Annotated in this window: 19 protein-coding genes; 17 read left to right on the top strand and 2 right to left on the bottom strand. The window is 39.0% G+C overall.

The features are described from left to right. Nucleotides 1-40: 40 nt before the first annotated feature. From pbpC to der, 10 genes are all read left to right on the top strand, one after another. Nucleotides 41-2,362 carry a peptidoglycan glycosyltransferase PbpC gene (gene pbpC, locus JEP71_RS04325; RefSeq protein WP_198625816.1) on the top strand — a complete coding sequence of 774 codons (2,322 nt, stop codon included), beginning with the start codon at nt 41-43 and terminating at the stop codon, nt 2,360-2,362. A 343-nt stretch (nt 2,363-2,705) separates the two neighbouring features. Next, the gene (gene ndk / locus JEP71_RS04320; protein ID WP_023581630.1) at nt 2,706-3,131 is read left to right on the top strand and encodes a nucleoside-diphosphate kinase; all 426 of its coding nucleotides are present in this window, start codon (nt 2,706-2,708) and stop codon (nt 3,129-3,131) included. Between the two features lie 155 nt (nt 3,132-3,286). Next, the gene (locus JEP71_RS04315) at nt 3,287-4,468 is read left to right on the top strand and encodes a bifunctional tRNA (adenosine(37)-C2)-methyltransferase TrmG/ribosomal RNA large subunit methyltransferase RlmN (RefSeq protein ID WP_023581631.1); all 1,182 of its coding nucleotides are present in this window, start codon (nt 3,287-3,289) and stop codon (nt 4,466-4,468) included. Nucleotides 4,469-4,556: 88 nt separating this feature from the next. Further along, complete coding sequence (locus tag JEP71_RS04310; protein WP_198619733.1) at nt 4,557-4,991, top strand: hypothetical protein; 435 nt, start codon at nt 4,557-4,559, stop codon at nt 4,989-4,991. Between the two features lie 76 nt (nt 4,992-5,067). Continuing rightward, the gene (gene rodZ, locus JEP71_RS04305; protein ID WP_198619734.1) at nt 5,068-6,051 is read left to right on the top strand and encodes a cytoskeleton protein RodZ; all 984 of its coding nucleotides are present in this window, start codon (nt 5,068-5,070) and stop codon (nt 6,049-6,051) included. Between the two features lie 47 nt (nt 6,052-6,098). Beyond that, complete coding sequence (gene ispG, locus JEP71_RS04300; protein ID WP_196534106.1) at nt 6,099-7,220, top strand: flavodoxin-dependent (E)-4-hydroxy-3-methylbut-2-enyl-diphosphate synthase; 1,122 nt, start codon at nt 6,099-6,101, stop codon at nt 7,218-7,220. Between the two features lie 122 nt (nt 7,221-7,342). Then, entirely contained in the window at nt 7,343-8,626 is a 1,284-nt protein-coding gene (gene hisS / locus JEP71_RS04295; RefSeq protein WP_036912557.1) for a histidine--tRNA ligase, read from the top strand. Nucleotides 8,627-8,636: 10 nt separating this feature from the next. Continuing rightward, a complete protein-coding gene (locus tag JEP71_RS04290) occupies nt 8,637-9,257 on the top strand; it encodes a YfgM family protein (protein WP_109370956.1) in 621 nt (206 codons plus the stop codon). A 14-nt stretch (nt 9,258-9,271) separates the two neighbouring features. Then, nucleotides 9,272-10,444, top strand: a complete 1,173-nt coding sequence (bamB, locus tag JEP71_RS04285; RefSeq protein WP_109370955.1) for an outer membrane protein assembly factor BamB — start codon at nt 9,272-9,274, stop codon at nt 10,442-10,444. Nucleotides 10,445-10,563: 119 nt separating this feature from the next. Next, entirely contained in the window at nt 10,564-12,054 is a 1,491-nt protein-coding gene (der, locus tag JEP71_RS04280) for a ribosome biogenesis GTPase Der (RefSeq protein WP_098942308.1), read from the top strand. Nucleotides 12,055-12,124: 70 nt separating this feature from the next. On the opposite strand, the gene JEP71_RS04275 is transcribed toward der, so the two are convergent. After that, on the bottom strand, nt 12,125-13,039 hold the full coding sequence (locus JEP71_RS04275) for a Gfo/Idh/MocA family protein (RefSeq protein ID WP_198625815.1): 915 nt from the start codon (nt 13,037-13,039) through the stop codon (nt 12,125-12,127). Between the two features lie 306 nt (nt 13,040-13,345). Between JEP71_RS04275 and JEP71_RS04270 the strand changes: the two genes are divergently transcribed. After that, on the top strand, nt 13,346-13,693 hold the full coding sequence (locus JEP71_RS04270) for a hypothetical protein (RefSeq protein WP_232797509.1): 348 nt from the start codon (nt 13,346-13,348) through the stop codon (nt 13,691-13,693). Between the two features lie 89 nt (nt 13,694-13,782). Here the strand turns inward: JEP71_RS04270 and hemF are convergent, their stop codons facing one another. After that, nucleotides 13,783-14,691, bottom strand: coding sequence for an oxygen-dependent coproporphyrinogen oxidase (gene hemF, locus JEP71_RS04265; RefSeq protein WP_198625814.1), 909 nt, complete (start codon nt 14,689-14,691; stop codon nt 13,783-13,785). A gap of 133 nt (nt 14,692-14,824) precedes the next feature. Here hemF and JEP71_RS04260 point away from each other — a divergent pair, with 133 nt between their 5' ends. The 6 genes from JEP71_RS04260 to cysW all read left to right on the top strand — a co-directional run bounded on the left by JEP71_RS04260 (nt 14,825) and on the right by cysW (nt 20,190). Continuing rightward, a complete protein-coding gene (locus JEP71_RS04260; RefSeq protein ID WP_109371471.1) occupies nt 14,825-15,262 on the top strand; it encodes a GNAT family acetyltransferase in 438 nt (145 codons plus the stop codon). A 350-nt stretch (nt 15,263-15,612) separates the two neighbouring features. Next, a complete protein-coding gene (locus JEP71_RS04255) occupies nt 15,613-16,209 on the top strand; it encodes an RpoE-regulated lipoprotein (RefSeq protein WP_232797508.1) in 597 nt (198 codons plus the stop codon). A gap of 153 nt (nt 16,210-16,362) precedes the next feature. Then, nucleotides 16,363-17,259 carry a Dyp-type peroxidase gene (locus tag JEP71_RS04250; protein ID WP_109370951.1) on the top strand — a complete coding sequence of 299 codons (897 nt, stop codon included), beginning with the start codon at nt 16,363-16,365 and terminating at the stop codon, nt 17,257-17,259. Nucleotides 17,260-17,495: 236 nt separating this feature from the next. After that, nucleotides 17,496-18,515 carry a thiosulfate ABC transporter substrate-binding protein CysP gene (gene cysP, locus JEP71_RS04245; protein WP_198625813.1) on the top strand — a complete coding sequence of 340 codons (1,020 nt, stop codon included), beginning with the start codon at nt 17,496-17,498 and terminating at the stop codon, nt 18,513-18,515. Beyond that, nucleotides 18,515-19,348, top strand: coding sequence for a sulfate/thiosulfate ABC transporter permease CysT (gene cysT, locus JEP71_RS04240; RefSeq protein ID WP_072068681.1), 834 nt, complete (start codon nt 18,515-18,517; stop codon nt 19,346-19,348). Before cysP ends, cysT begins: the two co-directional genes overlap by 1 nt. Continuing rightward, complete coding sequence (gene cysW / locus JEP71_RS04235; RefSeq protein ID WP_196534097.1) at nt 19,348-20,190, top strand: sulfate/thiosulfate ABC transporter permease CysW; 843 nt, start codon at nt 19,348-19,350, stop codon at nt 20,188-20,190. The genes cysT and cysW overlap by 1 nt, the downstream gene beginning before the upstream one ends. The last annotated feature ends 1 nt before the right edge of the window (nt 20,191 follow it).

Genomic DNA, 20,191 nt, shown 5'->3' with positions numbered 1-20,191 from the left:
GCCCTTTCTTCGGAAAGGGCTTTTTCCTTTGAGTGATTGAATGAAACTAGGATATAAACGGCTTATTGCTGTTATCATTATTTTTTTGCTAACAACGCCAATTTTAGTCTGGATCGCAGATAAAATTTGGCCTCTCCCTGATCCTGAACCTCAAATTGCGACGATTGTTACAGCGCAAGATGGTACTCCTCTTTGGCGCTTTGCCGATAAAGAAGGGGTATGGCGTTATCATGTCAAACTCGCTGATGTCTCTCCTGAATATTTAGAAGCTTTAATCACTTATGAAGATCGCTGGTTTTATCAGCATCCTGGTGTTAACCCGATGGCGATATTACGTGCGGCGTGGCAAGATCTAAGTTCAGGAAGAATTGTGTCAGGCGGAAGCACATTATCAATGCAAGTGGCTCGCCTTATTGATCCTCACTCCCGTACTTTAGGGGGAAAAATCAAACAGCTTTGGCGCACCTTGCAATTAGAGTGGTATTACTCAAAAGATGAAATTCTGGAAATTTACCTCAATAGAGCACCCTTTGGCGGTACGTTAGAGGGCATTGGTGCTGCAAGTTGGGCTTATTTAGGCAAATCACCCGCTGATTTATCTGCGGGAGAGGCGACATTAATGGCTGTATTGCCACAAGCACCAAGTCGTTTACGACCAGATAGATATCCTGAACGTGCTCAAGCTGCCAGAGATAAAGTATTAGATAGATTGGCTGAGTATCAAATATGGCCACAAGAAAAAGTTGATGAAATCAAAGAAGAGCAGGTTTTATTAGCGCCAAGGCAAACACCGCAATTAGCACCACTGCTGGCTCGTCGTATGTATAACGAAAAGCGAGAGCCTGTTATTACCACCACGATTGATATCAATATTCAACGACAACTCGAAGATATTGCGAATCAATGGAAGTATCAATTAGCGGATAAAACATCCTTAGCCATCCTAGTTGTTGATCATACGGATATGAGTGTGAAAGGGTATGTTGGTTCTGCTGATTTTAATGACAATTCGCGCTTTGGTCATGTCGATATGATTAGCGCATGGCGTTCGCCAGGTTCAACATTAAAGCCATTTATTTATGGACTCGCATTAGATGAAGGGCTTATTCATGCAGAATCACTCTTACAAGATGTTCCTCGTCGATTTGATAATTATCGTCCTGGTAATTTTGACTCTGATTTTAATGGTGCGGTCAGTGCCAGTGAAGCACTAAGTCGTTCTTTGAATTTGCCAGCAGTACAACTTATCGAAGTGTATGGTGCAAAGAAATTTGCAGCGAAATTGCGTCATAACCATCTTGAAATGCGCTTTCCTTATGGTTCAGAGCCAAATTTAGCGCTGATCTTAGGAGGAACTGCAACACGAATGGATGAGCTCGTTTCCGCCTTCAGTGCATTAGCAAGGCAAGGAAAAACAGCACCGTTGCGTTTTAAGTCGGAACAAATAATAGAAAACCGAGTGTTGATGTCACAAGGTGCGGCATGGATTGTCAGACGCATATTAGCCGGAGAAGCCAGACCTCGCCCAAATAGTGCAATTTCACCCGTTGTTCCTTTAGCTTGGAAAACAGGGACAAGTTATGGCTATCGGGATGCGTGGTCTATCGGTGTGAATGCTCGCTACACCATTGGTGTTTGGGTGGGCAGACCTGATGGAACACCTGTTGCAGGGCAATTTGGCTTTGCAACGGCTGTCCCTATTATGAATCAGGTCAATAACTTATTAACTGGCTATTTCTATCAAAATAAACAAAGACCACCTACTGATTTACGTCCTAATAGTGTAACAGCAGCAACAATCTGTTGGCCGACAGGTAAGGCATTACCTAAAGAAGATAGTAACTGTCGAGTTAGTCGTCGAAGCTGGATCTTAGATAACACTATTCCGCCAACTTTATTGAATGATAGCCAAGAAGGTATTTTGGGGATCAACGAAAAAATTTGGTTAGATGATGAAGGTAAACGCACTGGGCCTAATTGTCCTAATGCAGAGTTAAAAGATATTGCTTTATGGCCGATAGCATTAGAAGCATGGTTGCCTGAAAAAGAGCGCAGAGCAAAACGACTGCCACCGATTTCTGAAACTTGCCCACCAATTAAAGAAGATATTATTCCTTTGTTTATCTCGGGTATTCGTGCGGGTGATTTATTAAGGCCATTACCTGGTGAAACTAATCTCGAAATAACAGTTTCTACGCAAGGAGGAAGTGGTATGCAATGGTGGTTTTTAAATGGTGAGCAAATAGGTAAAACAGAAAACGGAGAAACATTCTCTTATTTATTAGAAAAACGAGGTAAATATCAACTTTCTGTGCTTGATCTAAGTGGTCAAACGGATATGGTTAATTTTATATTTCGTTAAACTAAATCAATGGAATAAATGAGAACTGAGAGATTTTTCACTAAAATAGGTTTTTTAATAAAGATAATTAGACTATTTATCGAGTGTCATTTCGGTTCTTTTTTATTCTTATTTTCAAGTTTGAACATGGAATACGTCAAAAATGTGATTAGATCGATAATTTATAACTTTTTTGCCACAGTTTCTTAAAAAAAAGGATATTCAATCTGTGCAATTTATTTTTATCCTCCTATAATCGAGCCCTATTTTTTGCAGGGAATGCGGTTTTTGATTCGTTTTTCCATGATCTGCGATAAAAGAAATAACAAAAGTTATCATTAATAAAATAATTTAGAGGTAAGACATGGCTATTCAGCGCACATTTTCTATTATCAAACCAAACGCAGTGAAAAAAAATGTTATCGGCGCTATCTATCACCGTTTTGAAAGTGCAGGTTTTAGCATCATTGGCGCTAAAATGTTGCATTTAACGCGCGAACAAGCTGAAGGCTTTTATGAAGAACACAAAGGCCGCCCTTTCTTTGACGGTCTAGTTGAATTTATGACTTCTGGTCCAATCATGGTTCAAGTGTTAGAAGGTGAAAATGCGATTCAACGTCACCGTGATCTGATGGGCGCAACTAACCCAGACAACGCATTAGCAGGTACATTACGTGCTGACTACGCTGATAGCTTTACTGAAAACGCGGTACACGGTTCAGATTCAGAAGCTTCTGCTGCTCGTGAAATCGCATACTTCTTCACTGAAAACGAAGTTTGCGCGCGCTAATTTATTAGCATCTCTACGCGAAAAACAGTACAATGCGACGCCCTGTTTGATAATTAACAGGGCGTTTTTTATTATTGTTTATTATACAAATATATAAGTATCCCATTAGCATCAATGCTAATGCAGGCCGCATAGTGTAACAACGAGGCAATGTCATGACCCAATCTACCACTCCAGCGCCAAGCGCTTCTGTCGCTGTTTCTAAAGAAAATACTGTGAATCAAAAAACTAAAATTAATCTGTTAGATTTAAATCGTAAACAGATGCGTGAGCTTTTTGTCTCTATGGGCGAAAAACCTTTCCGTGCTGACCAAATTATGAAGTGGATGTACCACTACTGTTATGACGATTTTGATCAAATGACAGATATCAACAAGGTGTTACGCAATAAATTAAAAGAAATTGCTGAAATTAAAGCACCTGAAGTTTCTGAAGAACAACGTTCAACAGATGGCACGATTAAGTGGGCAATTAAAGTTGGCGATCAACAAGTAGAAACTGTGTACATTCCAGAAGATGATCGCGCAACATTATGTGTTTCTTCACAAGTGGGTTGTGCTTTAGAGTGCAAGTTCTGTTCAACTGCACAGCAAGGTTTTAACCGTAACTTGAAAGTGTCTGAAATTATTGGGCAAGTTTGGCGTGCAGCTAAAATTATCGGTTCATTAAAAGAGACAGGCCGTCGTCCTATTACTAATGTCGTGATGATGGGAATGGGTGAGCCATTACTAAATTTAAATAATGTTATTCCAGCACTTGAAATCATGATGGATGATTTTGGTTTTGGTCTATCTAAACGTCGTGTCACTGTCTCTACATCAGGTGTTGTACCTGCATTAGATAAATTAGGTGATGCTGTGGACGTGGCTTTAGCTATTTCATTGCATGCACCAACTGATGAAATTCGTGATGAAATCGTTCCAATTAACAAGAAATACAATATTGAAATGTTTCTTGAAGGTGTTCGCCGTTATATTGCTAAATCAAACGCGAACCAAGGGCGAGTGACTATTGAATATGTCATGCTTGATCATATTAATGACAGCACAGACCAAGCACACCAATTAGCTGAGCTTTTAAAAGACACGCCGTGTAAAATTAACTTAATTCCATGGAACCCGTTCCCAGGTGCGCCATATGGACGTAGTTCTAATAGCCGTATTGACCGTTTCTCTAAAGTATTAATGGAATATGGCTTTACGACGATTGTACGTAAAACCCGTGGCGATGATATTGATGCGGCTTGTGGACAATTAGCAGGTGATGTTATTGACCGTACAAAACGTACACTGAAAAAACGCCAACAAGGTGAACTAATTTCAGTAAAAGCAGTCTGATACAGTTGGATATCTCTTTCTTTGTGAAGTGTATTACATAATTACAATGTAGAGAGAACAAGGATGAATATATTTGAGGAATAAAACGATGATAAGGATATCATCAGTAGTTATAACTATTGGCTTGATGCTATTGACACTTGGTTGTCAATCATCAGCCAATCAAGAACGTGTTGCAGTGTCTACACGTTTACAATTAGGTGATGCTTATTTAGCTGAAAGACAATATCAAATAGCGCAATATCATTTCCAAAAAGTGTTATCAGTGATGCCAAATCATCCTGATGCAAATTTAGGAATGGCATTAACATCGCAGTTATTAGGAAATTCTATTCAAGCGTTAGATTATTACAAATTAGCGATGAACTCGAAGCCAGTAAATGTTAATGTATTAAGGCTTTATGGTAATTTCCTTTGTGAACAAAAACTATTAAACAATAATAGTGTGTTAATTGAGGATATACCGCCAGATTATTTGGTCTGTCAGCAAAGTGATAATAAAATATCAAAAAATTCGCGGTGATATACGTTAAGGTACTTTGTGCTTTTGCGAGTTCATCAATGTTAAACATCCAATAGCCACAGTGCCTAGATTGCTAATGAATACTGAAAACAAAACCGAAGAAGTGAAATTAACAGCAGGTCAACTTTTACGTCAGGCACGAGAAAAAGTAGGGCTAACACAACAAACTGTTGCTGATCGACTTTGTTTGAAGTTATCAACAGTGCGCGACATTGAAACAGATTCTGTTTCTTCTGATATTGCACCCACATTTTTACGCGGATATATGCGTTCTTATGCCAAGCTCGTTGGTGTTCCTGAAAAAGACATCCTTGGTTTTATCGACCAACAAGCGCCTGTTAAACAAATTAGAATGACAACCACACAAAATTACTCATTAGGCAAACGTCATAAAAAACGTGAAGGTTGGCTGATGAAAATCACTTGGGTGATTTTGATTGTTATGATTGCATTAGTAGGTGTTTGGTGGTGGCAAGGTCATCAGGCGGATCAACAAGAATTAGTCTCTATGGCATCTCAAGACGTAGGGCAAAATAGTACACAAGAAAACACCAACACGATAGATTCTCCTTTAGCAACCTTAGATAATACGTCAACATCTGAAGGTGATAATTTACAAGTACCTGCGTCGCCATTAGTTGATAATCAGGCGAATAATGTCGCTACATCACCAACGGCTGAAACGACGTCACCAGCACCAACAGTACCAGTACCAACAGAAGTGAGAACGGTTCCATTACCAGTCTCACCACTAACAACATCAACAACTTCTCGAGCAAATTCAACGCAAGAATCTACTTCATCGGAAGCTCCTGCTATTGCGAATCAATTGGTTCTTATGTTTGATGGTGAATGTTGGTTAGAAGTTCGTAATGCTCAAAATAAAGTCTTATTTAATGGTATTAAGAAAGCGGGTGATCGTTTGGAATTTGATGGTGAGCAACCTTATAAACTAAAAATAGGCGCACCTTCTGTTACTCGCTTACAGTTTAATGGTGAATCTGTTGATTTAAGCCGTTTTACTGGAAAAATAGCGAAAATAACAGTACCGAGCGCTTAATCTGACTACACCTTTGAGCAAGCATGGAAGCATGGGAGAATTAATCAATGCATAAAGAATCACCTATTATTCGTCGCAAATCGACACGAATTTATGTGGGCAATGTACCTGTTGGCGATGGCGCTCCTATCGCGGTACAGTCGATGACGAATACACGAACAACAGACGTAGAAGCGACTGTTCGCCAGATAAAATCTCTGGAACGTGTAGGGGTGGATATTGTTCGAGTTTCTGTACCCACAATGGATGCTGCGGAAGCATTCAAATTAATTAAGCAACAAGTTAATGTGCCTTTAGTCGCTGATATTCATTTTGACTACCGTATCGCATTAAAAGTCGCTGAATATGGTGTTGATTGTTTACGTATCAATCCAGGTAATATTGGTAGTGAAGAACGCATTCGCCAAGTTGTTGATTGCGCCCGTCACAACAATATTCCTATTCGTATTGGCGTAAACGGCGGTTCACTTGAGAAAGATATTCAAGAGAAATACGGAGAGCCAACACCTGAGGCGTTAGTTGAATCGGCGATGCGCCATGTGGATATCCTTGATAAGCTGAATTTTGAACAATTTAAAGTCAGTGTAAAAGCTTCTGATGTTTTCCTTGCTGTTGATTCTTACCGTTTGCTAGCAAAAAAAATAGATCAACCATTGCATCTTGGGATCACCGAAGCGGGTGGTGCAAGAGCGGGATCTGTTAAATCTGCGATTGGTCTTGGGATCTTATTATCAGAAGGTATCGGCGATACATTAAGGATCTCATTAGCTGCAGATCCGGTTGAAGAAGTTAAAGTCGGTTTTGATATTCTCAAATCCTTACGTATTCGTTCTCGCGGAATTAACTTTATTGCTTGCCCAACGTGTTCTCGTCAAGAATTTGATGTTATTGGAACAGTCAACGAATTAGAGCAACGTTTGGAAGATATCATCACACCTATGGATGTTTCTATTATTGGTTGTGTTGTTAATGGACCAGGCGAAGCTGAAGTTTCAACGTTAGGTGTAACTGGCGCTAAAACACGAAGTGGTTTTTATGAAGATGGTGTGAGACAAAAAGAGCGTCTTGATAACGTTAATATGATTGATTTATTAGAAGCGAAAATTCGAGCTAAAGCATCAATGCTTGATGATAGTATGCGTATAAATATAAATCAGCTGGACAAATAATACTCAAAAAACTGGCTCATTAATCAATGAGCCAGTTTTACTATTGATTTCACATTGAATACTGATTGATTTCGCTTCTATAATCAGCCTAACAATCAATTAATAACTATTAGAGAAGAAAAGTGGCACAAAAAATCCAAGCCATTCGTGGTATGAACGACTATCTACCTGCTGACACTCGTGTATGGCAGAAAATTGAAAATACGCTAAAACAAATTTTAGCGGGTTACGGCTTTAGTGAAATCAGAACACCTATCGTAGAGCATACCCCTCTATTTCAGCGAGCAATTGGTGAAGTGACCGATGTTGTTGAAAAAGAAATGTATACTTTTACCGATCGTGGCGAAGATGCTCAAAGTCTGACATTACGCCCAGAAAACACAGCAGGTTGTGTTCGTGCGGGTATCGAGCATGGTTTGCTTTATAACCAAGAACAACGTTTATGGTATTTAGGACCAATGTTCCGTTATGAGCGCCCTCAAAAAGGTCGTTATCGTCAATTTCACCAGTTAGGTGCAGAGGTCTTTGGTCTACAAGGCCCAGATATTGATGCGGAATTAATTATGCTAACTGCGCGTTGGTGGAAAGCGTTAGGTATTGCAGAACACGTAACATTAGAACTTAACTCTATTGGTTCATTAGAAGCGCGTGCTAAATATCGTGAAGCGTTAGTTGCTTTCTTAGAGCAGCACGTAGATAAGTTAGATGAAGACTGCAAACGTCGTATGTATTCTAACCCATTACGTGTTTTAGACTCAAAAAATCCAGAAATTCAGACTTTATTGAATGATGCGCCTGAACTTTTCGATTATCTTGATGACGAATCAAGAGCGCACTTTGATGGTCTTTGTGCTTTATTGGATGCTGTCGGTATTACATATCGTGTTAATCAGCGTTTAGTTCGTGGTTTAGACTATTATAACCGTACTGTTTTTGAGTGGGTAACTAGCGCATTAGGTTCACAGGGAACCGTGTGTGCGGGCGGCCGTTACGATGGCCTTGTGAAGCAACTTGGGGGACACCCAACACCAGCAGTTGGTTTTGCTATGGGGATGGAACGCATGATCTTATTAGTTCAAGCGGTTAACCCTGAATTTGTTGCAGATACTAATGTCGCTGATGTTTACCTTGCTTCATTTGGCGAAAAGAGTCAAAGCGCAGCATTAATGCTGGCTGAAGAAATTCGTGATCAATTACCAACATTACGTTTAATGACGAATCATGGTAATGGTAACTTTAAAAAGCAGTTAGGGCGTGCTGATAAACAAGGCGCTAAAATTGCTCTGATTTTAGGCGAAGATGAAATTAATGCCGGCACTGTTGCAGTGAAAGATTTGCGTTCAGGGGAACAAACAATCGTTGCTCGCAATGAGCTCGCTCAGCAATTGACTCTGTTATTAGGTTAAGGAGAGACTTGTGGAAGTTTATAGCACCGAAAACGAACAAGTTGATGCAATTAAACAGTTCTTTAAAAACTACGGCTTAACTATCGTTTTAGCCGCTGTTATTGGTTTTGGTGGTGTGTTTGGTTGGAAATATTGGCAATCACATCAAACAAATCGTCTGCAAGAAAGCGCAGGTGCTTTTGCAACAGTCAGCGAGGCACTTGCTAAGCCTACGCCTGAAAATATTGCATTAGCTGAAAAATTTGTTACTGAAACGAATGATATTTATGGCGCTTTAGCTTCATTAGAGCTAGCCCAAATCGCTATTGATGCTAATGATTTAGTCAGTGGTGAACGCCATCTAACGAATGCTGTGGCAAAAGTAAAAAATGACGCATTTGCAGATATGCTTAATCTTCGTTTAGCTCGTGTACAATTAGCATTAGATAAAACAGATGCTGCTTTAGTTTCGTTAGAGCAAGTGAAAGGCAAAGCATGGAATGGAATGAAAAATTATATCCGTGGCGATGTCTTAGCGAAAAAAGGCGATAACACGGGTGCTACAACCGCTTATCGTAGCGCATTAACTGATGAAAATGCGGGTGCTATTCGCTCACTGGTTGAACTTAAACTCAATAATTTATCCAATTAAAGGGATCTTCAGACATGCAACTGCGTAAAACTCTCCTGGTTGGTCTACTAGCATCTGCTTTGTTGGCAGGATGTTCTAGTGAACAGGATAATGTGACAATGTCTCCATTGCCTGAGGTGCAAAGCCAATTTACACCTAGAGCTGTTTGGGACAAATCAGTTGGAAATGGTATTGGTAAATACTATTCTCACTTGTCACCAACATGGGATGGCGCAGTTGTTTATGTCGCTGATCGCCATGGTTTAGTGAAAGCATTAGATGTAGAAACAGGTAAAGAGCTTTGGTCGCAAGATCTCTCTATTAAAACAGGTTTTCTTTCATCCAATGAGTCCGCATTACTTTCTGGTGGGTTAACAGTTTCAGGCACTCGCGTTTTTGTGGGAACTGAAAAAGCGAAAGTATACGCACTGAACACTGAAGATGGCTCCATTGATTGGGAAGCAGATGTTGCTGGTGAAGCCATTTCAAAACCTGTTGTTAGTGATGGTTTAGTACTTATTCATACCAGTAATGGTATGTTGCAAGGACTCGACTTGTTAAGTGGTGAGATTTCTTGGACTATTAACTTAGATACTCCATCATTATCTCTTCGTGGCGAGTCTGCACCTGCTGTTGCTTATGGCGCAGCTATTATTGGTGCAGATAATGGCCGTGTCAGTGCAGTTGTTCTTTCTCAAGGGCAGCTGATTTGGCAACAAAATATTTCACAAATTAAAGGCTCTACTGAAATTAGCCGATTAAATGATGTGGATATCACACCGATTATTGATGAAAATACTGTTTACGCAATGGCGTATAACGGTAATTTAGTTAGCCTTGATATGCGTTCTGGACAAATTCTTTGGAAACGTGAGTTAGGCTCAGTCAATGATATGGTGCTGTTGGGTGATAATCTTTACCTTGTTGACCAAAATGACAGAGTTTTATCTGTTCGTAAATCTGATGGTGTGACATTATGGACACAAGAAGATTTATTGCATCGCAATTTAACTGCTCCGGCTATTTTTGATGGTTATTTAGTGGTTGGTGATGCAGAAGGTTATCTCCATTGGATTGATACCAATACAGGTAAATTTATTGCACAAAACCAAGTGAACAGTTCAGGCTTATTAAGTCGCCCTCAAGCGGTACAAGATAAACTGATGATCCAAGCTCGCGACGGTAAGCTTTATCTTTATAGTCGGTAATTAATTGCTGACAAATCTATTTATTTTACGGCTCCTTTAAAGGAGCCGTTTCGTCTTTTTAGTAATTACATGTAAAATACAATCAGGTTTGTGATTGTATTTTTATGAGGCATCAAAAAATGATACCCGTTATTGCCTTAGTAGGGCGCCCTAACGTGGGTAAATCCACGTTATTTAATCGACTAACACGCACAAGAGACGCATTAGTTGCCGATTTTCCAGGCCTCACCCGTGACCGTAAATATGGTCGAGCAGAGTTAGAAGGCGAAGAATTTATTATTATTGATACCGGTGGTATTGATGGTGCTGAAGAGGGTGTTGAAACCCATATGGCATCACAATCGCTACAGGCTATTCAAGAAGCCGATATCGTACTGTTTTTAGTTGATGCTCGTGCGGGCTTGATGCCAGCAGACCAAGGTATTGCAAAACACCTTCGTGGTGTTGAGAAAAAAACGTATTTAGTTGCGAATAAAACTGACGGTATCGATATTGATACTGCATTAGCTGATTTTTACTCTTTAGGATTAGGCGAAATCTTCCCAATTGCTGCATCTCATGGTCGTGGTGTTGCTCAATTGATTGAACAAGCACTCTTACCAATTACGGGTAAAGTAGTGGAAGAAGAGCTAGAGCTGACTGAAGAAGAAGAAAATGCGGCTTATTGGGCTGCATTAGAAGCAGAACAAGAAGCACAAGCGTTAGAAGAGGAAGAAGACGACTTTGATCCTTCTACATTACCGGTAAAATTAGCGATTGTTGGTCGTCCTAATGTCGGTAAATCAACATTGACAAACCGTATGCTTGGTGAAGATCGTGTGGTTGTTTACGATATGCCAGGTACAACCCGTGACAGTATCTATATTCCAATGGAACGTGATGAAAAAGAATATATCATCATCGATACAGCGGGTGTTCGTAAACGTGGTAAAGTGAAAGAAACAGTAGAAAAATTCTCTGTTATCAAAACATTACAAGCCATTGAAGACTCTAACGTTGCATTGCTGGTTATTGATGCCCGTGAAGGTATTTCAGATCAGGATCTTTCATTATTAGGTTATATCTTGAATGCAGGTCGTTCATTAGTCATTGCTGTTAATAAATGGGATGGCATGACACAAGACGATCGCGAACAAGTAAAAGCCATGCTTGATCTTAAACTAGGCTTTGTTGACTTTGCGCGTGTTCACTTTATTTCTGCATTACATGGTAGTGGCGTGGGTAATCTTTTTGAATCAATTCAAGAAGCCTATGTCTGTGCAACGCGTCGCGTAGGAACTTCTATGCTAACTCGCATCATGAAGATGGCAGAAGATGATCATCAGCCACCAATTGTTCGTGGACGTCGTGTAAAAATGAAATATGCACATGCTGGTGGTTATAATCCACCTGTTGTAGTTATTCATGGTAATCAGGTCACTGATTTACCAGATAGCTATAAGCGCTATTTGATGAACTATTTCCGCCGTACTCTGCAAGTGATGGGTACGCCAATCCGTATTCAATTTAAAGAGGGTGAAAACCCTTATGCGGATAAGAAAAATAAATTAACACAATCTCAGTTGCGTAAACGTAAGCGTTTAATGTCACATTTGAAGAAATCGAAATAAGTTAATTTAACGTCAAAAAATAAAAACTGAGTTCAATTTATAATGAACTCAGTTTTTTTATACCTGGAATTTATTGATTAGCTAACATTTTTTCTATCATGAGTTGAGCAACAATGGCTTGCTCTCCACTTGTCGATGGCTCTGTATTATTCGTAACACATTCAATAAAGTGTTCCACCGCCCCAATAAAACCTCGTTGTAATAAAATGGGGTCCCAATTTTCTGGATGTTTTTCAGTGAGCCTACTTCTGCTTTCACTGCGCCATAAATTCATATTTGTAATTTGATGGATTGCATCTTCATCAACGGCAATAATCTGCTCTTGCTGGCTTCCTGCTTTTCTGTGCATTGATGTTGTTATCCAGCAATCGTTGATTTTTAAATGATGTTCAGCATAAAAAAGTGCATTTTCTTTTGTTTGGATAATACTACCACTTAATAATTTAGCGTTTGAACCTGCTAACCAAAGTGCCGTATCAACAACATGTAAATAGTCATCAAACAAGGTAAAACGAGTCTCTTTAGGGCCGACACTATCACATCGATGTTTATCAATTCTTAAAGAAGAAAGGTGGGTAATATTTTGTTTCAACTGATGATAAAAGGGGGCAAAGCGGCGATTAAAACCCACCATGAGTTTTTTATTTTTCTTGGCAGCAAGCTCAATAAGTGCCTCAGATTGGTGAATATGTTCTGTTAAGGGTTTATCAACATAAACATGTACACCTGCGTTTAATAAATAGTCTATAACTTCGAAATGACTTGAAGTTGTACTATGTACAAATATCGCATCACACTGTTGAGCTAAAGCACTTAAGCTAGTGAATAAAGGGATACGATAAGTGGCACAAATTATATTCCCTTTTTCCTGATTAGGTGAAAATGCGCCTATAAATTCCCACTTAGAAGCTTTACTTAAAATAGGTAGATAAACTTTTTGTGCAATTGATCCTAAACCGACCATACCAATACGTAATTTTCTCATTATTTACCTTCCTTATTTCTTAGATCGCATGATTAGTTTAAGACAAGAAAAATGATAAATTTTTCAATTTTATATTTTTTCAACATACTTGCATGATGGGAGCTTTGATATATTTTAGTGAGATAAATTATGAAAAATAGATATCACTGTCTTAAATGAGGTGTCACAGCTTATTTAACATTTAATTTGTCGTTTTTTATGCTCAATAATTATTCAATGAGATTAAGCTTCATAAAAAATTAATTATTTCTTTCGGAAAATAGCTAAAATGCAATTGATTCCCATTCGTCTTAATGAGCTATTACTTTGAAAAAAACGATCATCATTGCATCAATTTTTACGCTTTCTGCATGTGCAACACCTGAAAAATGGGAAGCAAAAACTACAAATCCATCACCGTTAGATATTGCTAAGAATATGTGTATGCAAGAAGCTAAAGCGCGATATCCCGCGAGATATGTGGCTTCAAGCCAGCCTTCTTTTGCTCCTATGAGTATAAATGGTAAAGATATTCCTAATTCAGGCGCAGGAGCATCTCTTCCTTCCGATGCTAATGAATGGGAACGTAAAGACTATTTCAATACCTGTATGAGAGCAGAAGGGTGGGAAAACAAAAATAAAGTGACAGGTTTACTGGCTTTTTTGTTTAATTGATTTTAGGAAATATTTGTTATTAAACTTCTCGTTTGATTCTAGTAAAGCCACATTTTTAATGTGGCTTTACTCTCAATGAATGAAGTATTTTATACCCACTCTTTTTGGATCAAAAAGTCACTGTATAACTTTGCTTCTGGGGTATTCGGTTCGGGCGAGTAATTGTACTCAAAACGGACTAAGGGAGGCATCGACATTAAAATGGACTCTGTTCTTCCGCCACTTTGTAAGCCAAATAATGTACCTCTATCCCACACTAAATTGAATTCAACATAGCGGCCACGGCGATAGAGTTGGAACTGGCGTTCACGCTCTCCCCAAGGCATTGATTTGCGCTTTTCAACAATAGGCAAATAGGCATCAAGATAACCAAGCCCAACCTGTTGGACAAATTCGAAACAATGGTCAAAATCTGGAGTATTTAAATCATCAAAGAAAAGGCCACCTACACCACGAGGTTCATTGCGGTGTTTAATATAAAAATAATCATCACACCATTTTTTATAACGAGGGTAATAATCTTCACTAAAAGGAGTACAAACCGATTTAGCTACTTTATGCCAATGAATAACATCTTCTTCAAACCCATAATAAGGTGTTAAGTCAAAGCCACCACCAAACCACCAAACAGGATCTTCTCCCTCTTTTTCAGCAATAAAAAAACGCACGTTAGCATGAGAAGTTGGAATATAAGGATTAAGAGGATGAATTACTAATGAAACACCCATTGCTTGAAAACGACGTCCTGCTAATTCAGGGCGATGTGCAGTGGCAGATTTCGGTAATGTGTCGCCATAAACATGCGAGAAATTGACGCCAGCTTGTTCAAAAAGAGCGCCATTGGTTAAAACGCGAGTACGACCACCGCCTCCTTCTTTTCTTTCCCAGTTATCTTGCTGAAAAGTGGCTTTTTGGTCTATGTTTTCAAGAGAGCGACAAATCGTATCTTGTAGTGATAAGAAAAATTCTTTAACGCGATGAATATCAGGCAAATTCATAATAACCTACAATTTTTATCATATTTATTAAAAATAGAACTCCATATTGTCTATGTTCTCATTTTCAAGTTGATTCATAAACTAAACAAGCGATAATAAATTCAGATTTATGTGACCGATAATGGGCAAAACCATGGAAATACGTGTATTTCGCCAAGATGATTTTGAGGCAATTATTACACTTTGGGAGCGTTGCGATTTGATATCGCCTGATAACGATCCTGAAATTGATATTGAAAGAAAAATAAACCACTCACCAGATTTGTTTCTGATCGCCGAAGTCGCGGGTGAACTCGTGGGTAGTGTGATGGGGGGGTATGATGGTCATCGTGGTTCTTTATACTATTTAGGCGTTCATCCAGATTTTCGTGGAAGAGGCATTGCGAATGCATTGATCTCTCGGTTAGAGAAAAAGCTGATCGCGAAAGGGTGTCCTCAAATTACATTAGTTGTACCAGAAGAAAATGATGCAACAATTTGTATGTTTGAGAAATTATTGTATGAAGATCAAAACCAAGAAAGCACAACTTATACTAAACGATTAATTGTTGATCAGGATTTTGATCTTTAATTGTGTTTAAAACCCCTGATATCTTTAGGGGTTATTTCTCTTCCCTTTCTATTCTTCCCTTTATGCTCATCTCTTTTTTCTTTGTTTCTATTCTTACATTTGTACTTCTTATTTTATGCGTAAAATCTGATATTGCCTTTTCTGTGGAACAAAATGTTATGTTGATGGTCGTAACTAGGCTTTCTTTTCATGTGGTTATCTAAGATCAAATCAGTAAATATTTTGTTATGCTGACTTATTGCGACAGTTTTAGTCTGATGATTGAGACGATACAAAGAGTAAGATAAGGTGTACTTAATAACCTCAATATCTATTTTAATGTGTGACGAAAAAGTTTAACGGAGAAATAAATGATGCCTAAGTTTTGGTTACCCTTGTGTTTAAGCACAAGTGTTTTGCTATTAAGTGGCTGTTCATCCATGGGAGGAATGTCTTTTTCTGCACTAAATCCGATGAATTGGTTTTCAAATGATACGTTAACAATTTCTGCCAATGGATTAGGAAATATTACCAGCTCAACCAAAATAGCAGAAAGTGAAATAAAAAATGAGCTAGGGAGTAGCTTCAATTATCGTGAAGGCATGGAGATGCAAGGTAGCGATATTATTGTTGTAGTCCAAGCGCTTGAAGATAATAAAGTTCAAGTGGCTTTCTATGGCAAAGAAAAAGGCACTGTTGAGAAAATAGAAGTCTTTGATGCCAAGGCTACGACAGATTGGGGTACAACGATGGGTACACCATTTAAAGATATCTATAAAAAAGCATTTGGTGTGTGCAGCAAAGGTTCTAAAGATGAAAAACAGAGAACTATTTTATGTCAATCCACAGAAGCTAAATCGGTGAGTTATGTCTTTAGTGGTCAATGGGATGGTCCTGATGGATTAATGCCACCTGATGAAGTTCTATCTAACTGGACGTTAACGCAAATTATTTGGCAGAACAAATAGCCTTCACGCTATTCCTTATGCTATTCCTTATAAAACAAGGAAGATTTTATAATCAGACTGTCCGATTTTTGTTAAAAGGCAAATCTTCAGAAAAAAATATTCGATATAATTAACATCATTCTAGGTGTTTTGATTATTGATTAGGAAAGCAATATGTCTCATGCACAAAGTGGCATTTTAGTCGCACATAGTAAATTTGGTCTTTTTATCGAAGCAATGGTTGTCGGTGAATTAGAGGCTCTGCGTGAAGGATGTCAGAAATTCATGCAATCATTATCTGATTTACAAAAGCAATTTCCTGATGCATCACTAGGCGCAGTTGTTGCATTTGGTTCTGATCTCTGGAAAAAACTTTCCGATGAAAATAGCGCACCAGAGCTCAAACCTTTTCGCCCTCTAGGTAAAGGTTTAGCGCCTGCAACACAGCGCGATCTTCTTATTCATATCCAATCTATGCGTCATGATGTGAATTTCTCACTAGCACAAGCCGCAATTGCTGCTTTTGGTGATGCAATCAAAGTTGAAGAAGAAATACATGGTTTCCGTTGGATAGAAGAGCGCGATTTAAGTGGTTTCATTGATGGCACAGAAAATCCACAGGATGATGAACGTTATGGTGTTGCACTAATTAATGACGGCATTGATGCTGGTGGTAGTTATGTTTTAGTGCAACGTTATGAGCATAACCTGAAAAAATGGGCTCGTTTTAGTGAATCAGACCAAGAAAAAATGATCGGTCGCACTAAAAAAGACAGTGTTGAACTTGATGAATCTGAGCGTAATGTGACATCTCATGTTTCTCGTGTTGTGATTGAAGAAGATGGTGAAGAGCTAGCGATTTTACGCCACAGCCTGCCTTACGGTACTGCAAGCGGTAAACATGGTTTATATTTCTTAGCTTACTGTGGTCGTTTATATAACATCGAGCAGCAACTATTGAGCATGTTTGGTGAATTAGACGGCAAACATGATGACCTATTACGTATGAGTAAACCTGTAACGGGAAGTTATTACTTCGCACCTTCTTATGAAGTATTAAAATCACTGTGATTATTATCTAGTGTTAAATACGCTTTATTAATGAAATGCCTGCTTTAAAAGCGGGCATTTTTGTCTGAATTTTTTTCATATAAAGAGTAATTGATGCAAATTTAATTAATTAGCCTGAGTTTTATTCATTTTTAATATCTTATAGTTATATCAAATAACAAAAGCTAACTACACTGTTATAAATAAAGTCGATAGAGTAACCATTAGAATAAAACTTACAATGATGGGTACTTTTAATGAAGAAAAACATGATCAGAACCTTTGCATTACAAGCAACCGCAGCATTGTCTTTGGTGGTTAGTAGTTATGCAGGGGCGGCTCAATTACTTAATAGCTCTTATGATATCGCCAGAGAGTTATTCACACAGCTAAACAGCGACTTTAAAACGCAATGGGATGCACAACATCCTGACGATAAAGTCACCATCAAACAATCACATGCAGGCTCTTCTAAGCAAGCACTTGCAATATTGCAAGGTTTACCTGCGGATGTAGTGACCTATAACCAAGTTACTGATGTGCAAATTTTGCATGATAAAGGCAAATTAATTCCTGCTGATTGGCAACAACGTCTTCCTAATAATAGTTCACCTTATTATTCCACCATGGCGTATTTAGTACGCAAAGGAAATCCCAAGAACATTACTTCATGGGAAGATTTAACCCGTGAAGATGTCAAAGTGGTTTTCCCTAATCCTAAAACATCGGGTAATGGTCGCTATACCTATTTAGCCGCGTGGGGCGCTTTTGAAAAAGCTTATGGTAACGATGAGAAAACACAAGAAGCGATGAAGAAATTCCTCAAGAATGTTGAGGTGTTTGATACAGGAGGCCGTGGTGCAACGACTTCTTTTATTGAACGTGGACTCGGAGATGTATTAATAAGCTTTGAATCTGAAGTTAATAATATTCGTCAACAATATGGTGAAGATGAATATCAAGTCATTGTGCCACCTGTTGATATTTTAGCTGAATTTCCAGTCGCTTGGATTGATAAAAATGTTCAACGTAACGACACCGAAGTACTGGCAAAAGCTTATCTAAACTATTTATACAGCCCGAGAGCACAAGAGATCATCACGCAATTTAATTATCGCGTAAATGATAAAGCGGTCATGGCTGAAAAAATAGCACAGTTCCCCGCAACGTCACTATTTACGGTTGAAGAAGTATTTGGTGACTGGAATAACGTGATGAAAACACATTTCACGACAGATGGCATGCTTGACAAGTTATTAGCGCAAGGACGTCAATAATGTTTACCACAACCAGCAAACGGGTTTTACCAGGATTTGGATTAAGTTTAGGTGGAACACTGTTTTATACCTGCTTGATCTTACTGTTACCAATGAGTGCGCTGGTTGTGCAACTTTCTGATATGAGTTGGGCTCAATATTGGGCAGTAATCACGCATCCACAAATTGTGGCCGCTTATAAAGTCACGCTATTAGCGGCGGCAGTTGCCAGCATTTTTAATGCTATTTTCGGTATGTTGCTTGCGTGGATCATTACTCGTTACCGTTTTCCAGGTAGACAACTGCTTGATGGTTTAATGGATTTGCCTTTCGCTTTACCTACGGCTGTTGCTGGTTTGACACTCGCAACGCTTTTTTCAACACAAGGCTGGTACGGTTTTGTATTGGATAAATTTGATATAAAAGTCATTAATACATGGATTGGCATTGCCGTTGCTATGGCTTTTACCAGTTTACCTTTTGTTGTAAGAACGGTTCAGCCAGTTCTTGAAGAGTTAGGCCCTGAGTATGAAGAAGCGGCTGAGACGCTAGGAGCGAGTCGTTGGCAGACTTTTCGTAAGGTTGTATTACCTGAGTTATCACCGGCACTAATAGCGGGAACCGCGCTCTCTTTTACGCGCAGTTTAGGTGAGTTTGGCGCCGTTATTTTTATTGCTGGCAATATTGCATGGCAAACAGAAGTCGTTTCTTTGATGATTTTTATTCGATTGCAAGAATTTGATTATCCTGCGGCAAGTGCCGTTGCTTCTGTAATTTTACTTGTTTCATTAGTCTTACTGTTTTCAATTAATGGATTACAAAGCCGATTTGGTCAACGGTTAAGGGGGCATTGATGTCAGATATTATGCAACAACGCTCGGTATATCGTCGCCAAATTGATTGGGTAAAGTGGGGGTTAATCTTTACTGGCGTTGTGTTATCCATTTTATTTTTAGTTGTGCCTATTGCGTGGATCTTTATGACCGCGTTTTCAAAAGGCGTTGAAATATTTACTGAGAATTTATTAGACAGCGATATGTTACATGCTGTCTGGTTAACGGTTCTCATCGCGCTAATCACTGTACCTGTCAATATGTTGTTCGGTGTCAGTATGGCATGGCTTGTCACGCGCTTTCGTTTTCCGGGGCGTCAACTGTTAATGACGTTGATAGATATTCCATTTGCAGTATCTCCAGTGGTTGCTGGATTACTTTATCTGCTTTTTTACGGTAGTAATGGCTGGGCTGGGCAGTGGTTATCGCAATTTGATATCCAGCTTATGTTCTCATGGCCGGGAATGGTATTAGTTACGGTGTTTGTCACTTGCCCTTTTGTAGTCAGAGAACTGGTGCCAGTGATGATGAGCCAAGGTAGCCAAGAAGATGAAGCCGCCGTGTTATTAGGAGCGAGTGGTTGGAAGATGTTTTGGCGAGTGACGTTGCCTAATATTCGCTGGGCATTGCTCTATGGTGTTGTATTAACGAATGCTAGAGCAATTGGTGAATTTGGTGCGGTTTCTGTGGTGTCTGGTGCTATTCGTGGCGAAACCTATTCACTACCGTTACAAGTGGAATTACTTCATCAAGATTACAATACCGTTGGTGCATTTACGGCGGCTGCATTACTCGCCATGATGGCAATATTCACTTTAATGTTTAAAAGTGCATTGCAATGGCACTTAGCTCGTCAGCAATGAC

The sequence above is a fragment of the Proteus sp. PR00224 genome (assembly GCF_016238105.1).
In the GTDB taxonomy this organism is placed as follows: Bacteria; Pseudomonadota; Gammaproteobacteria; order Enterobacterales; family Enterobacteriaceae; genus Proteus.
The sequence above is the reverse complement of the archived record's forward strand: the minus strand, read 5'-3'. Positions and strand labels throughout refer to the sequence as shown.